The organism is Cytobacillus oceanisediminis 2691, assembly GCF_000294775.2.
In the GTDB taxonomy this organism is placed as follows: Bacteria; Bacillota; Bacilli; order Bacillales; family Cytobacillaceae; genus Cytobacillus; species Cytobacillus pseudoceanisediminis.
The window spans coordinates 4,950,533-4,966,123 of record NZ_CP015506.1 but is presented as its reverse complement, the minus strand read 5'-3'; the positions used below and the strand labels follow the sequence as shown (position 1 = coordinate 4,966,123).

At 36.8% G+C, this 15,591-nt stretch carries 13 protein-coding genes; all 13 read left to right on the top strand.

Translation table 11 applies throughout. The annotated features are described in order from the left end of the window. The first annotated feature begins 10 nt into the window (after positions 1–10). The 13 genes from A361_RS24890 (at position 11) to A361_RS24830 (ending at position 15,557) form a co-directional block, all read left to right on the top strand. Positions 11–1,504, top strand: a complete 1,494-nt coding sequence (locus tag A361_RS24890; protein ID WP_019380785.1) for a cell wall-binding repeat-containing protein — start codon at positions 11–13, stop codon at positions 1,502–1,504. A gap of 266 nt (positions 1,505–1,770) precedes the next feature. Beyond that, a complete protein-coding gene (locus A361_RS24885) occupies positions 1,771–2,829 on the top strand; it encodes a glycosyltransferase family 4 protein (protein ID WP_019380786.1) in 1,059 nt (352 codons plus the stop codon). Positions 2,830–2,911: 82 nt separating this feature from the next. After that, positions 2,912–4,156 (top strand): glycosyltransferase, encoded by a 1,245-nt coding sequence (locus A361_RS24880; protein ID WP_019380787.1) that lies wholly within the window; start codon positions 2,912–2,914, stop codon positions 4,154–4,156. After that, the gene (locus A361_RS24875; protein WP_019380788.1) at positions 4,149–5,486 is read left to right on the top strand and encodes a flippase; all 1,338 of its coding nucleotides are present in this window, start codon (positions 4,149–4,151) and stop codon (positions 5,484–5,486) included. The genes A361_RS24880 and A361_RS24875 overlap by 8 nt, the downstream gene beginning before the upstream one ends. A gap of 136 nt (positions 5,487–5,622) precedes the next feature. Then, positions 5,623–6,639 (top strand): Gfo/Idh/MocA family protein, encoded by a 1,017-nt coding sequence (locus A361_RS24870; RefSeq protein ID WP_019380789.1) that lies wholly within the window; start codon positions 5,623–5,625, stop codon positions 6,637–6,639. Between the two features lie 19 nt (positions 6,640–6,658). Beyond that, positions 6,659–7,990 carry a nucleotide sugar dehydrogenase gene (locus tag A361_RS24865; protein WP_019380790.1) on the top strand — a complete coding sequence of 444 codons (1,332 nt, stop codon included), beginning with the start codon at positions 6,659–6,661 and terminating at the stop codon, positions 7,988–7,990. A 125-nt stretch (positions 7,991–8,115) separates the two neighbouring features. After that, entirely contained in the window at positions 8,116–9,144 is a 1,029-nt protein-coding gene (locus A361_RS24860) for a glycosyltransferase family 4 protein (protein ID WP_019380791.1), read from the top strand. A gap of 35 nt (positions 9,145–9,179) precedes the next feature. Continuing rightward, entirely contained in the window at positions 9,180–10,421 is a 1,242-nt protein-coding gene (locus A361_RS24855; RefSeq protein ID WP_019380792.1) for a glycosyltransferase family 4 protein, read from the top strand. After that, complete coding sequence (locus A361_RS24850; protein WP_019380793.1) at positions 10,418–11,533, top strand: DegT/DnrJ/EryC1/StrS family aminotransferase; 1,116 nt, start codon at positions 10,418–10,420, stop codon at positions 11,531–11,533. Before A361_RS24855 ends, A361_RS24850 begins: the two co-directional genes overlap by 4 nt. Positions 11,534–11,538: 5 nt before the next feature. Next, positions 11,539–12,609 carry a non-hydrolyzing UDP-N-acetylglucosamine 2-epimerase gene (gene wecB, locus A361_RS24845; protein ID WP_019380794.1) on the top strand — a complete coding sequence of 357 codons (1,071 nt, stop codon included), beginning with the start codon at positions 11,539–11,541 and terminating at the stop codon, positions 12,607–12,609. Positions 12,610–12,623: 14 nt separating this feature from the next. Further along, on the top strand, positions 12,624–13,331 hold the full coding sequence (locus A361_RS24840; protein WP_019380795.1) for an N-acetyltransferase: 708 nt from the start codon (positions 12,624–12,626) through the stop codon (positions 13,329–13,331). A gap of 64 nt (positions 13,332–13,395) precedes the next feature. Continuing rightward, the gene (locus A361_RS24835) at positions 13,396–14,880 is read left to right on the top strand and encodes an O-antigen ligase family protein (RefSeq protein ID WP_019380796.1); all 1,485 of its coding nucleotides are present in this window, start codon (positions 13,396–13,398) and stop codon (positions 14,878–14,880) included. A gap of 2 nt (positions 14,881–14,882) precedes the next feature. Continuing rightward, entirely contained in the window at positions 14,883–15,557 is a 675-nt protein-coding gene (locus A361_RS24830) for a hypothetical protein (protein ID WP_019380797.1), read from the top strand. Positions 15,558–15,591: the final 34 nt, after the last annotated feature.

Sequence of the window (15,591 nt, the reverse complement as noted above, 5' to 3'; positions counted from 1 at the left end):
AGGCAAAGTAATGAAAAAATTGCTTGTAACTTTTTTGCTGACATTCACATTTAGCATGCTTCTTGCAGCTCAGACGTCAGCAGAAGGTTACACAACTAGACTGGGCGGGCAGGATCGTTTTGAGGTTGCTGTAAATGTTTCAAAAAAGGGCTGGTCGACGTCTGCTAATGTGGTTTTGGCTAATTATACAGCCTATGCAGATGCATTGGCTGCTGCTCCGTTAGCTTATAAACTTAATGGACCTATTCTTTTAACTCATGCGGGGAAGCTTACGAGTGTTACAAAACAGGAAATTATTAGACTAAATGCAAAAAGTGTTACAATTGTAGGCGGAAAAGCAAGTGTGTCTGACCAAGTAATTACCGAATTAAGAGCTATGGGCATTTCCGTTAATAGAATTTCGGGACAGGACCGATATGACGTTGCTAATAATATTGCTAAGTCTATTGGGAAAAAGGATAGAGTGGTCGTAGCATATGGGTTGAATTTCCCGGATGCGCTTGCAATTGCTCCATATGCAGCAAGAAATGGATATCCTATTTTGTTAACGAATACTAATAGTATGCCGGATGCTACTAAAAGTATAATTTCCCAATGGGGGGTAAATCAAACAATTGTAGTCGGGGGAACTGGGAGTGTATCGCAAAACGTCTTTAATAGTCTGCCTAATGCAATAAGGATAGATGGAAAAGATCGTTTTGCTGTAGCGTCTAATATTGCCAATCGCTATTACAAGTCGCAATCCCAAGCTTTTGTTGCAACAGGTATGAATTTTGCTGATGCTTTAACAGGTTCCGTTTTGGCAGCCAAGAGGAATAACCCAATTTTATTAACCTCATCTAGCATACCTGCTGCTACTAAGGATTCTATTATTAATAATGGGTATCAAACCTTTACTATATTAGGGGGATCTGCTTCTGTTTCTACCAGCATAAGCAATATCCTGGGAGGTCCGGCGGTTGGCCAAACCATTATGATAGATCCTGGCCACGGCGGGAGTGACCCAGGAGCTTCTGGTTATGGAATGTTAGAAAAGGATATCGTTCTGGATGTTTCCAAAAGGGTAAATGCTCGCCTCTATGATTCATTAGCTAAAGTAATGATGACCAGGAATTCCGACACTTACCCTACTTTGGATGAGCGCGTACAAATGGCGCATAGTCAGGGTGCGGATTTATTTGTTAGTATACATGTAAATGCTTATTCTGGGTCTTCTCCAAATGGAACAGAGACATATTATAATACTGCATATGCTTCGGCAGATAGTAAACTCCTTGCAGAGGAAATCCAAAAGGAACTCGTAAAGGCAATGGGGACAAATGACAGGGGAGTAAAGCAAGGAAGCTTTTATGTCATTAAATACACTAAAATACCAAGCGTCCTAGTTGAAATTGCATTTATATCCAACCCGGAAGATGCTAAGAAGCTTGCTAACAATACCTTCAGGCAAAGGGCGGCAGATGCAATATATAAAGGAATTATGAATTATTATAACAAAAAATAATTTATTTAAATCCCTGTTGGTGAATCCAAGAGGGATTTTCCTTTAATTGCATGGTTTGAAGAGAGGCTTATATAGGAAAATAATAATTGACAGAGGAAAGTTTCGTATTAAAATTAAGTACAGTAGGAGTAGATTTAATACACCTGTTTAATCTGAAACAAATGTAATGAAAAATTAATTTGTTATAAATTGAATAATGCTTGTCATGTGTTAAACTAATGAAGGATTGAAAATATTTTTTTCAACTTCAAAAAGGGGAAGTCGAAATGACTATACAATTAATATTTGCATTTTTTGTCTCTTTAGTCACGGTTTTGGCTGTAACACCATTTATTATAAAACTTGCCATAAAAATTAATGCGACAGATAAGCCCAATCAAAGAAAGGTTCATGCTAAAATCATGCCCCGTTTAGGTGGCTTGGCTATCTTTATCGGTGTGATTGCCGGCTACTTTGCCGCTGGTCTATACACCCAGAAAATGAATGGTATCATAATTGGTGCGTTTATCATCGTTATTATTGGTATTCTTGATGATAAATATGAGCTATCGGCCAAATATAAACTGCTCGGCCAAATAATGGCTGCCGCAGTAGTTGTAAGTACAGGATTGACAATTGATTTTATTTCTATACCTTTTTTGGAAAAATTTAATTTAGGAATTCTTGCAATTCCAATCTCTGTCTTATGGATTGTAGCAATTACTAATGCTGTGAATTTGATTGACGGTCTCGATGGACTTGCTGGGGGGATATCAGCAATTGGGATAGCGACCATAGGTATTATGGCCGGAATTCACGGTAAGTTTCTAATATTAACCCTTGCCGTAATTGTACTGGCCAGCACCGTTGGATTCCTATATTATAATTTCCATCCTGCTAAAATCTTTATGGGTGATACCGGTGCTCTTTTCTTGGGGTATGCAATAGCAGTTCTTTCACTATTGGGGTTATATAAGAGTGTAACTTTATTCAGTACTATTGTACCGGTTATCATCCTTGGTGTACCTGTGTTTGACACTGCATTTGCGATAATCCGAAGAGTTATCAATAAAAAGCCAATATCTGCTCCTGATAAGTCGCATTTGCACCATAGAATATTGGCATTAGGTCTATCTCATAGGAATACTGTATTGGTTATATATCTGCTGGGAATACTATTTAGTATTAGTGCCATTTTATTTTCCACCTCAACTTTGTGGGGCTCTTTAATAATCCTAGTTGCTTTATTAATAATGACACAGATTATTGCTGAGATTATTGGTTTGGTAAATGATAAATATAAGCCTTTTATTAAGTTTTTCCGGAAGGTCAGAGGGCGTCTCTAAATGCTGCGACCGTAATCTAAAAATAGACTGCGACCGTAAGTGAATTTTCACTTTCGGTTTTTTTGTTGGAAGGTGATTTATTTTGAAGAGAAAGAATCTCATCCTTTTCACTCACTCATTTCCATTTGGGCATTCTGAAGCATTTTTGGAAACAGAGATAAAATATTTAAGTGAGTCATTTGAGGAAATTATTATTTTTCCTATGTATGCTAATACAAGAAAGGAAAAAAGAGAAGTTCCTAATAATGTTCGTATTTATGAAATGAAAAATGGAAGATCAGCGAAGATCAAATCCATCCTTAACTCATTGATTGATCGGCAAATGAGTGAGTGGCTGCTGAAAGAACTTAAGATTGCACAAGGTCATGGAGTTCGCGGAGTGGCAGCTATGGTGAATTGGTTTGGGTGGGCTAAGATTGCACGAGATAGTTTGGTTACTTACTTTAACAATGAAGAAGATCAAAGCAATTATATAATTTATTGTTATTGGCAGAATCCATCAGCATTAGGTGCTGTTTTATTTAAAGAAAAATTTAAAGATGCAGTCATTTACTCCAGAGCCCATGGTGGAGATCTTTATGTTGAAAGGCATAAACCTCCATATATACCATTTCAATTTAAAGTTATTCAAGAATTAACCCGTTTGTTTACAATTTCACAGCAGGGAAAGAATTATTTACTCAATAAGTATACAGGTATATCACCTAACCATATTAAGGTAAGCAGACTGGGGATTGATGGAGATGATTATCGGAATGATGCTCCGAAAGGAAAAGAGCTGGTAATTGTTAGCTGCTCCTATCTTGTACCAGTTAAAAGGGTAGAGATTATCGTTAAAGCTCTTAAGGAACTGGATATACCAGTTGTGTGGCATCACATTGGATCGGGTCCAGAAGAAAATAAAATCCAAGAATTAATAAAGGCTCTGCCGCCTAACATCAATGCAAGGCTAGAGGGCAATTTAACCAATTTGGAAGTATTGCAATTTTATAAAAAGCATCCTGTTGACCTTTTTGTAAACGTAAGCTCTTCAGAGGGGATACCTGTTACAATAATGGAGGCATTCAGATATGGAATACCTGCATATGCCACAGAGGTAGGAGGAGTCCCGGAAATTGTTAGCGATAGTTCCGGAAAACTTTTGCCAGTTGATATAAGCCCGGGACAATTGTCTTCTTATTTCGGAGAATTCTATCGTCTCTCTATCGAGGAAAAAGAAGCATTAAGAACGAATGCAAGAGAAACTTGGGAAAAAAGTTATAACGCGGCCAAAAATTATACAGATTTCCGAGAGGACTTGCTAAACAGTGGTGAACAATATGGATAAAAATAAAAAGTTTATTTCTGATACTGTTAGTACCATTGTAAGGCAGATGTCTAATATTCTTTTGGGAGTATTGCTGATAGTTATTTTGGCACGCTATTTACAGCCTGAAGGCCAGGGGCAATACTCTTTAATTACTTTATTACCTTTGCTTTTAGTAACTTTTCTTACGCTTGGGCTTAATACTTCTACTACATATTTTATTAGCAAAGGGAATATCTCTGTTTCAAACGTGATTAAAACGAATATTTTAGTTTCTTTCATTTTAAGCGGTATAGCTGTAGCTTTTGGCTTTATTTTCATTTATTTTTTTTCAGGTCAGTTTTTTAAAGGAATAGATGTCAGCCTGCTCTATCTTGTTCTTGCGGCATTGCCTTTTATGTTTATAAAGGAAATGCTTATGACCGTTTTCCATGGATTGCAGGACTTCAAAAGTTTTAATAAATTGATGGTTTATTTTCAGGCCTTCTTACTAATTTTGGTAGCGCTTTTGGTGATTTTGGGCGGCCTTGGGATAAATGGTGCGATAATTGCATTTGTTTTGGCTAATATTATTATTGTGATAACCATTTTTTATTATTTGAGGAAAAAGAAAGTAGATGTTGCTGGAGGGGAATTTGATACCCTATATTTAAAGAAAGCCATTAATTATGGCATCAAAGCGCACATCAGTAATGCTATGACCTTTTTAAACTACAGACTGGATATTCTAATCTTAGGCTATTTTGTAAGTTCAGCATCTGTAGGGCTTTATACTGTTTCTGTAAATGTAGGAGAGAGAATCACCATATTGGCAGTAGCTATTTCAAGTGTCCTATTTCCCAGGATTTCCTCAACAACTGATAAAGGAGAGCGTGACAAAGTAACAGCAATTGTCTCCAGGAACATTGCTTTTATCACCCTTATTGGCGGAATTTTTGCCTTTTTGCTATCAGACCTGGTTTTTGAACTTTTCTTTGGATCACAATACGAAAAAAGCTCTTTGCTGCTGAAGATTCTTTTGCCGGGAATTATGCTGCTTGCAGTTGAAAAAGTATTGTCAAATGATATAGCAGGCCGTGGGAAGCCTGAGCTTAATATGTATGTTGCTATCATCAATGTTGTTGGTAATGTTACTTTGAACCTGATTCTCGTGCCAAAAATAGGAGTATCTGGTGCTGCATATGCTACCACTATTTCTTATTTCTTTAGTTTTATTATAAAAATAGTTATTTTTCACCGCATTACAGGTTTGTCATATAGACAGTTTCTATTAATTGATCGCTCTGATTTCCTCAGAATAAAAAATTTGATGTCATTAATACTTAGACGCTTAAAAGCCAGTTCTGGCTAACTTCTGTCATTAGTTGAATATGAATCTTAACCTATCTGATAAGTCGAAAAATGAACATTATGCGAATCATATGGTTATTGCTTTACTTATTAAATTTTTTTGTTTAAAAATAGGAGTAGAAAGAGAGGACAAGAAAATGATAAATTTTGCTATTGTTGGATGTGGGCATATTGCCAAAAAACATGCGGAAGCTATCAAGAATTCAGAAGGTGCTAATTTATTGGCGGTTTGTGACACCGACCCCAATAGGATGACTCCGTATGTTGAGGACTATGAGGCTCAACCTTATGAAGATTTAGATGAAATGCTTAAAAATGATCAAATCAATGTAGTGAATATATGCACTCCTAGTGGTTTTCACGCTTCCCTTGCTGTGAAATGTGCAAATGCTAAAAAACATATTGTCATTGAAAAGCCTATTGCACTTACCCTTGAAGATACTGATGACATAATAGAGGCTTGCAAAGAGAATAATGTTAAACTTTCAGTTGTTCATCCCAACCGTTTCAGGCCTGTCATGATTGAACTTAAAAAGGCAATGGCAGACGAAAAATTTGGGAAACTCAGCCATGCGAATGCAACTGTTCGCTGGAACAGAAATGATGAATACTATCAGCAGGCGGCTTGGAGGGGCACAAAAGCTTTAGATGGTGGAGTACTCATGAATCAAGCCATCCACAATTTAGATTTGCTTATCTGGCTTATGGGTGATGTTGATGAAGTCTATAGTATGGCTGCTACCCGGCTTAGGAACATTGAAACAGAGGACGTTTCTACAGGTGTCGTTAAGTTTAAAAATGGTGCTCTTGGTGTAATTGAGGCTGCGACTACCATATATCCTAAAAATCTAGAGGAAACGATTAGTGTTTTCGGAGAAAAGGGTACAGTCAAGGTTGGCGGTGTAACAGCAAGTCTTATTGAACACTGGGAGATGGAATCTGTAAATGAAGAAAATGTAGAAGAGTTAAAAACAAAAATTAAAAATAATCCGATTGGCAAGCCGGGACACCAATGTATTATAGAAGACATGGTAGAGGCAATAAAAGAAAATAGAGAGCCAATTGTCACCGGGGAAGATGGAAGAAAAGCACTGCAGCTGGTTCTTGCACTTGATCAATCTGCAGAAAATAATACTCCGGTAAAACTATCATAAGATAAGGAAGGGATTTAATATGTCAGAAACTCTTAATAAAGTTGGAAATGAACTTATGGATAAAATAATGGCCAAAGAAGCTACAATTGGTGTTGTTGGACTAGGTTATGTAGGTTTGCCCCTTGCTGTGGAAAAGGCAAAAGCCGGGTATAAAGTTATCGGGTTTGATGTACAGGCATCCCGGACAGATATGGTCAATAGCGGCATAAACTATATTGGTGATGTTGTAGACGAAGAGTTAAAAGAATTAGTAAACGAAGGTAAAATCTTTGCAACAACAGACTATTCACATATTAACGAAGTTGATGCAGTTGCAATTTGTGTACCTACACCTCTAGATATTTATCAGCAGCCTGATACATCTTATGTTGAAAGTTCAGGAAAAGAAATCGCAAAACACTTGCACCCTGGTATGCTCGTTGTTTTGGAAAGTACTACTTATCCAGGCACTACAGAAGAGGTATTAAAGCCAATTCTTGAAGAAACAGGATTAAGATGCGGAGAAGACTTTTTCCTTGCATATTCACCTGAACGTGTTGACCCAGGAAATAAGCATTATAATACAAAAAACACTCCAAAGGTTATTGGAGGCATCACTAAAGCTTGTACACAGATAGCTAGCTCGCTATATAGAAATGTACTTGAAGGTGACGTTCATGAGGTTTCCAGCCCAGCAGTAGCTGAAATGGAGAAGATCCTTGAAAATACATTTAGACATATTAATATAGCATTAGCTAACGAAATGGCCATCCTTTGTGACAGGATGGGAATTGATGTGTGGGAAGTAATCGATGCAGCAGCTACAAAGCCATACGGCTTTATGGCCTTCTATCCAGGTCCAGGCCTTGGCGGGCATTGTATTCCTATCGACCCATTCTATTTAACATGGAAAGCAAGGGAATATAACTATCATACACGCCTTATTGAACTTGCAGGTGAGATTAATAATAGCATGCCTGAGTTTGTTGTTAGCCGCTCAATGGAGCTTCTAAATAAAAACAAAAAGGCTCTGAATGGAGCAAAGGTATTAATTCTAGGTGTAGCTTATAAAAAGGATATAGATGACGTACGTGAATCACCAGCATTGAAAGTAATTGAAGGTTTAAACGAAGCTGGTGCGGATTGGACAGTTGTGGATCCATACGTAAAGGCATTTAGATCATGTGATATGAGTGTGGAAACCCAAGAATTGACAGATCAATTATTGGAAGAAGCAGATTTAGTATTGATTCTTACAGATCATAGTGATTTTGACTATAATCATATAGCGAAAAAGACAGAGCTAATTTTCGATACACGAAATGCAATGAAGCAAATCGGATCTCAACATAAAGGATATTACCGTTTATAAAAGTTTAGAACCAGAGTAATTCTGGTTCTAACTACATTTTTTTAGGGAATGATTAATTAATGAAAGTTTGCCATATAACCTCCTCACATCCTTCCAAGGATACAAGGATATTCAGGAAGGAATGCGTGAGCCTTGCTGAGCAAGGATTTAATGTCAATTTAGTAGTTCCTGAAGAAGACGATCATACTGACCGCGGTGTAAATATCATTGCTGTAAAACTGAACATTACATCGCGTGCAACGAGGTTGCTGAAAGCCTCCTATAAAGTTTATCAGAGGGCTGCCAAAGAGAATGCTGACATTTATCACATTCATGACCCAGAAATGATCTTTTTTGGGCTTCTTTTGAAGCTTAAGGGAAAAAAAGTCATCTATGATGTTCATGAAGATGTGCCAAGGCAAATCCTCTCCAAAGCTTGGATTAACCCAAAGATAAGGTCAGCGATTTCATGGGCTTTTGAGAAATTTGAAAATTTTTCAGCAAAAAAGTTCGATGCTGTTATAGCAGCGACTCCACATATAACTGAAAGGTTTAAAAAAATTGGGTGTCGAGCTGCAAATGTTAATAATTATCCCATTTTGTCGGAGTTATATGTCCCTGATTCCGGGTGGGATGAAAAAAAGAAAGCAGTTTGTTTTATTGGCGGTATTAATAAGATACGCGGAATTGATGAAATGTTAGAGGCTATTTCTTATACAGATTCTAAACTTTATTTAGGCGGTAATTTTTCCCCTCCATCATTAAAAGAAAAGGCTCAAAATGCAGCTGGATGGGAGCAGGTTATTGATTTGGGATTCGCAGATAGAAAAAGAGTTGCTGAAACAATGGCCAAAAGTTTGGCGGGACTGGTTTTATATCATCCCGCACCTAATCACAATAATGCGCAGCCAAATAAAATGTTCGAATATATGTCTGCAGGCATACCGGTTATAGCCTCCCATTTTGATTTGTGGAAAGAAATTGTAGAAGGAAACGACTGCGGTATTTGTGCAGATCCATTAAATCCTTATGAAATTTCCAATGCCATAAACCAGATTACAGAAAATAGATCAGAAGCTGAAAGAATGGGAAGAAACGGCAGAAAGGCCGTGGAAGAGAAATATAATTGGGACGTGGAAGCGGAAAAACTCATTGAGTTATATAAAACTCTATAAGCAGCCAAAGCCTTATAATTTAAGTTGGTGGTAAATTGAAACTATGGATTCTTAATCATGTTGCGTTAAAGCCAAACGAAAGCGGAATTACAAGACATTATGATTTATCGAACGAAATTGTAAAAATGGGGCATCAAGTTACAATTTTCGGCAGCAGTTTTAATGTCTTTCGTTTTCAGTGGAGAAATCCACGAAAGAAAAACTATCAGGAAAACGTTAATGGAGTAATTTTTGAATGGCTGTGGAGTCTTCCTTACTTTGGAAATGGACCAAAACGTTTTTTAAATTGGATTAGTTATTTTTTCTTAGCCATATTCCGAGGGCTCAAAAAAAGGAAAGAGAAGCCTGATGTTATTGTAGGTTCATCTGTCCATCTTTTTGCCTGTCTTGCAGCTTATTTCTTGAGCAAACTATTAAAGGCGAGATATGTTGTTGAAATTAGGGATTTATGGCCAAGGACTTTGATTGATTTCGGTGTTATATCTGAAAGGCACCCCTTGTCCATTTTGTTAGGGATCATAGAAAAGTTCGTCTATAAAAAGGCGGAAAAAATAATAGTGACATTGCCTGGAGCGGAAGATTATATTGCAAGTTTAGGGATAGAAAGAAACAAAATATACTATATACCTAATGGCATCCATATGTCCCGAATCGAGGGTTTAGCTAATCAACCTTCTTTAGAGGGAGAGATCAATAAAATAAGGGAAAACCATGAAAAGGTTGCTATGTATGTAGGTTCTCATGGACATGCCAATGCATTGGAAACCATAATAGAAAGTGCTAAGTATTTAGACTCCAAACAAGTAGCCTTAGTTTTTATTGGGGAAGGTGCAGAGAAGTCCTCCTTAAAAAAATTGGCTGAACCTTATTCAAATATTTATTTTTTTGAAAGTATTCCTAAAGAGGAAGTTTTATCTACTTTAAACTTAGCAGATATTCTGATGGTTTCTATGTTAAATACTTCACTATACAAGTATGGGATTAGCCTTAACAAGCTTAATGATTACCTGCTTGCCGGAAAGCCGGTTATATTTGCCGGCAATGTCTTAAATAATATTATTGAGGCTTCTGGGGCTGGTGTTACTGTACAGCCCGAAGATCCTATGGGGTTTGCGGAAGGTATTGAAATCCTTCTGCATTTAAGTGAAGAGGATGTTCAACAAATTAAAGATAAGGCATTTCAATATGTTAATGAGCACCATAATATTGAAAAACTCGCTGAAAAATTTTTAAACGTATGTTCATCAAATACAAAGAAAGAAGGTTTGTTATCATGAAAGTACCTATGCTTGATTTATCTGAACAATATCAAAGTTTAAAAAAAGAAATCTTAGCATCCCTTGAAGATGTTATGGAAAATACTCAATTTATTTTGGGGCCTAATGTTAAAAAGCTTGAACGGGATGTTGCAGAATATAGTAATGTTAAATTTGGAGTGGGTGTAGCTAACGGAAGTGACGCACTTCACATTTCATTAGTTGCTTGCGGGGTGCAGCCTGGAGATGAGGTAATCGTTCCTTCATTTACTTTTTTTGCCACCGCTGGAGCGGTTGCACGTATAGGTGCCACACCTGTATTTGTAGATATTGATCCATTAACATTTAATATTGATCCTCAGAAAATCAAAGCAGCAATTACAGATAAGACAAAGGCAATCATACCTGTTCATTTATATGGCCAAATGGCTGATATGGATGAAATTATGGAAATAGCTAATCAGCATAATTTAAGTGTAGTGGAGGATGCAGCTCAGGCAATAGGTGCTGAATATAAGGGGAAGAAGCCAGGCGAATTGGGAACTACCTGCTGTTTCAGCTTTTTCCCTACCAAGAATCTTGGCGGATATGGCGATGGCGGAATGATTGTAACCAATAATGAAGATCTTGCAGAAAAGATGAGTGTCATCCGTGTACATGGAAGCAAACCGAAATACTACCACCATGTATTAGGCTATAATAGCCGCCTGGATGAAATGCAGGCAGCTATTTTGAATGTAAAGCTTCCGCACTTAAATGACTGGAGCAAGCAGAGAAGAGACAAAGCTGATTATTATACTGGGCTATTAAACGAAAAATTAAGGGATAAGGTAAAAACTCCGTTCATCAAGGAAGATCATTATCATATATTCCATCAGTATACAATACGTGTTGAGAAAAGAGATGAACTCCAGCAATATTTGCGTGAAAATGGAGTAGCTACAATGGTTTACTATCCAAAGCCGCTTCATCTGCAGCCTGTTTTCAGCGAACTGGGATATAAAGAAGGAGATCTGCCTGTTACAGAAAAGGCTTGTGAAGAGGCTCTATCTTTACCAATGTTCCCGGAACTAAAGCCTGAACAGCAGGAATATGTCGTTTCTAAGATTGCTGACTTTTTTAAGGAGGCATAAATTAAATGAAAAAAATCGTCACTGTAGTCGGTGCAAGGCCGCAATTCATTAAACTTGCTCCTGTATCCAGAGTATTGAGAAAACACTTTGAGGAAATTATAGTAGACACTGGCCAGCATTATGATCATAAAATGGCAGGTGTTTTCTTTGAAGAACTTCAGATACCCAAACCTGATTACAATTTGCAGGTAGGGTCTGGTACACATGGATACCAGACAGGGGAGATGTTAATTAAAATTGAAGAAATTCTTATTAAAGAAAAACCTGATGCTGTACTTGTATATGGTGATACTAATTCAACCATTGCAGGATCATTGAGTTCAGCCAAGCTTCACATTCCTGTCATTCATATCGAAGCAGGGCTGAGGAGCTATAATAAAAAAATGCCTGAAGAAGTAAACCGGGTGCTTACGGATCATATTTCTTCTCTTTTATTTACACCTACAGAAACTGCTGTGAACAATTTAAGCAGTGAAGGTGTAACTGAAAACGTATTTAATGTTGGCGATGTTATGTATGATGCAGTTTTATACAATACTGAACTTGCCAAATCAAAGGATATTCTAAGTCAATATGGGGTGCAACCAAAAGAATACATATTGGCAACTATCCACCGGGCAGAAAATACGGATAGCCCGGATAGGTTGACTGCTATCATAAATCAATTGGGCAGCTTAAATCAAAAGGTTATTCTTCCTTTGCATCCAAGAACAAAAAAGAAGCTTGAAGAGCTAAATATAGTTCCTAATGATTCAACAAGCAGCCTTCAGATAGTAGAACCTGCTGGTTATTTAGAAATGCTGGCTCTTGAGAAAAATGCATCTGCTATAGTTACTGATTCTGGTGGAGTGCAAAAAGAGGCTTATTTTGCAAAAGTTCCATGCTTTACTTTAAGAAATGAAACAGAATGGGTTGAAACGGTACATGCTGGCTGGAACAAGCTTGTTAATCCATTAGAAGATAACTTAAGCAGCCTGGTATCTGAAAAGGAAGAAAAGCCTTATATCGAAGGCCTATACGGGGATGGCAAGGCATCTGAAAAAATTGTGGATAAGATAATCCAATTTTTTAACTAAGGAGAATTGTAACTATGTCTCTAACTAAAGGACAAAATGTGCTTATTAAAGATCACGTCAAACTTGGAGAGAATATCACTATTGGAAATAATGTTATTATCTATGAAGGTGTGGAGATAGGTGATAATGTTGTCATTCAAGATAATGTGGTAATAGGAAAACAGCCTGCACGGGCTAAAAACTCTATATTGCCTGAGGTTGGACAACTTCCGCCAACTATCATTGGTTCAGGCTGTACAATAGGGACGTCCTCCATTATCTATGCAAATGCCAGGTTGGAAAACGATGTTTTTGTTGCTGATTTAGCTACTATAAGGGAACGGGTTACTGTCGGAGAAAGAACTATTGTAGGTCGCGGTGTAGCGATTGAGAATGACTGTACAATAGGAAGCAAATGCAAACTGGAGACCAACTCTTATATAACTGCTTATTCAACATTAGAAGATTTTGTTTTTATTGCTCCTTATGTTGTCACTACTAATGATAATTATATGGCTAGGTCTAAAGAACGTTTCGATAAGTTTAAAGGGGTTACCATTAAGGAAGGCGGCCGTGTGGGTGCCAATTCTACCATCCTGCCTGGAAGGGTGATCGAAAAGGATGGCACAGTAGCAGCTGCAAGCGTCGTAACAAGGGATGTACAAAGTGAAGATTTAGTAGTCGGCAGCCCGGCTAGGAAGCTTCGAAATGTCCCTGAAGATCAACTGCTCAGGAACCAATAATAAATAGGAAAGTGTAAAAAAGGTTTATCCTTTTTTACACTTTTTTACAAGTGGGTGATTATGGATGAACTTTACTATAAAAAATAAAATGAATCTGATCTTAACCATAACCGTCCTTACAATAATTGCTTTGCTCTTAAGTAGTATCATTGGTCAGGTGTTTAAAGGTTACTTAGCATTGATATTTCCTTTTGTATTATTAGCGGGATTAGGTATATTACTTATTTATAAAAAATCCTTGTTTGATCAATACTCATCCATTCAAAATATTGTATTTCTATTAATTGCAACTTCGTTTTTAGGAGCAGCATTTTTTAGTTTTAATCTTGGTTTTTTTTCAATTTTTCCTTTTAGGGTTCTGTTTATTTTGCTTGTTTTTTTAGTTGTGCTAAGTATACTCTTCAATTTGAGGATTGACTTTAAAAACACAACTTTAGCATATAAACCTCCAATCTTATTCCTGACAATATGGTTTTTATACGCCATATTGTCTACTCTGTGGGCCGACAATTTATCGGCTGCTCTCAAAAGTATTGTCTTTTTAGGATTTGGGATGGGTTTTACATTTTTTATTATTTACTTTTTAAGAAATCATGAAGACTATATAAAGGTAGCTTATATCTGGTGGTTTATGGGAGCTTTTATTGTTTTCATAGGATTGGTAAATCATTTCCTGCAAATACATCTGCCTATTTCAAGAATATATACTGCTTCTGCTTACCAAAAGAGTATTCCAACTGCAGTTTTTACAAATGAAAATGATTTTGCCAGTTTTCTTTCCGTAACATTTTTCCTGTTTCTCACCTTTTATACATACAGTAAAAAGATTATCTTTAAGGGATTAAATATTCTATTTATACTGCTTATTTTGTTTCTAATAGTTGTATCCTCTTCAAGAGCAAATTTGCTTGCAATTGGATTTGGCCTGGCTGTTTGGTATCTATTTATGTTGAATAGAAAGCAAAAACTGTTTTATCTAGGTATATTTGTAGTAGGTGGAACTTTAGGGGCTGTTGCTGTGCGTGATGTTGTGATGAGTGTAATTACAAAAGTTTTAAGTGAATTACAAAGCCTAAATCGCATATCAGATATTGGCGGCGGAGGTTCCATGGAAAAGCGAGTGAACCTAATTCTGAACGGGTTCTATTCAGTGAAGGAAAGCCTGGGCTTCGGAGTCGGTGCAGGAAACGCTGAGTACTTTATGGAGCATAAAGGGATCTATCCAACATACGGTGATTACAACGTTCATAATTGGATAATAGAGATATTAATGAATTATGGGGTTGTTATTACTATTTTATATCTTGCTTTATACTCAGCAATTATCTACCACGTCTACATCATTTGGAAAAAAGAACAGAGTTCTAACATGAAGATGGTAGCAGAATTTTTATTGATTGCTCTGGTTGCATTTACATTAGCTGGAATTAGTCCTAGCTCTATCTTAGGATTAAATTATCATTGGCTACTTTTCGGATTTTCCCTAGGCTTTATTAATATGCATCAGGCGAAACGAATTAAAGAGCCTTTAGATTTAAAGGAGGTATAAGAATGAAAGATATACCAATAAGAATATTGAATAGAATAAAACGTTTTTGGCTTATTTTTCTAATCGTCCCTATTATTACAGGTGGACTAGCTTATCTTTTTGCTCAAAATGCACAAAGTAGCTATACCGCAACATCGGAAATCATGCTGGGTAATTTTCAGAAAGAGGGCTTAACACATCAAGAGTTAATGAAGGATCAGATGCCAAATGAAGCTTTTTTAGAAAAGCTGAGCAATCAAACTGGGATTGATTTGGATGTGAAGTACTTATTATCAAATCTGACTGTTAGTCCTAAAGCAGGCAGAGTATTGACATTTTCTATATCAGGGAATGATTCTTCAAAAGTTGAAGAGGAAGCTCAAAAAGTAACAGATGCATTTCTAAAGATGAGTGAGGATACTTACAACCAGCAGAAAAACCTGCTGACATCACAAATTGACAAAGTAGAAGCAGCTGAAACCGATTCGGAATCGCAAATTGACAAGGAAAAATTCCTGTTCGATCTTAAAGGTAGAATGATTGACTTGACACCAACAGAATTAAATAAAGAAGTCTCTGTAGCAACACAGGCTACATCACCCGTAAGAGATGCGTTGTTAGGAGTAATTGTTGGGTTATTGGTATCATTCGCTTTACCTATCATCCCAGAGTTCTTCATCAGAAATGAAGAAAACTAAATCAAACTTTATACTCCCACAAAAAGGGCCAAGG

Bases quoted from the DNA above. Each gene is read 5' to 3' on its own strand.
- A361_RS24890 (WP_019380785.1), top strand. From the start codon at position 11: ATGAAAAAATTGCTTGTAACTTTTTTGCTGACATTCACATTTAGCATG.
- A361_RS24885 (WP_019380786.1), top strand. From the start codon at position 1,771: ATGACTATACAATTAATATTTGCATTTTTTGTCTCTTTAGTCACGGTT.
- A361_RS24875 (WP_019380788.1), top strand. From the start codon at position 4,149: ATGGATAAAAATAAAAAGTTTATTTCTGATACTGTTAGTACCATTGTA.
- A361_RS24870 (WP_019380789.1), top strand. From the start codon at position 5,623: ATGATAAATTTTGCTATTGTTGGATGTGGGCATATTGCCAAAAAACAT.
- A361_RS24865 (WP_019380790.1), top strand. From the start codon at position 6,659: ATGTCAGAAACTCTTAATAAAGTTGGAAATGAACTTATGGATAAAATA.
- A361_RS24850 (WP_019380793.1), top strand. From the start codon at position 10,418: ATGAAAGTACCTATGCTTGATTTATCTGAACAATATCAAAGTTTAAAA.
- wecB (WP_019380794.1), top strand. From the start codon at position 11,539: ATGAAAAAAATCGTCACTGTAGTCGGTGCAAGGCCGCAATTCATTAAA.
- A361_RS24840 (WP_019380795.1), top strand. From the start codon at position 12,624: ATGTCTCTAACTAAAGGACAAAATGTGCTTATTAAAGATCACGTCAAA.
- A361_RS24835 (WP_019380796.1), top strand. From the start codon at position 13,396: ATGAACTTTACTATAAAAAATAAAATGAATCTGATCTTAACCATAACC.
- A361_RS24830 (WP_019380797.1), top strand. From the start codon at position 14,883: ATGAAAGATATACCAATAAGAATATTGAATAGAATAAAACGTTTTTGG.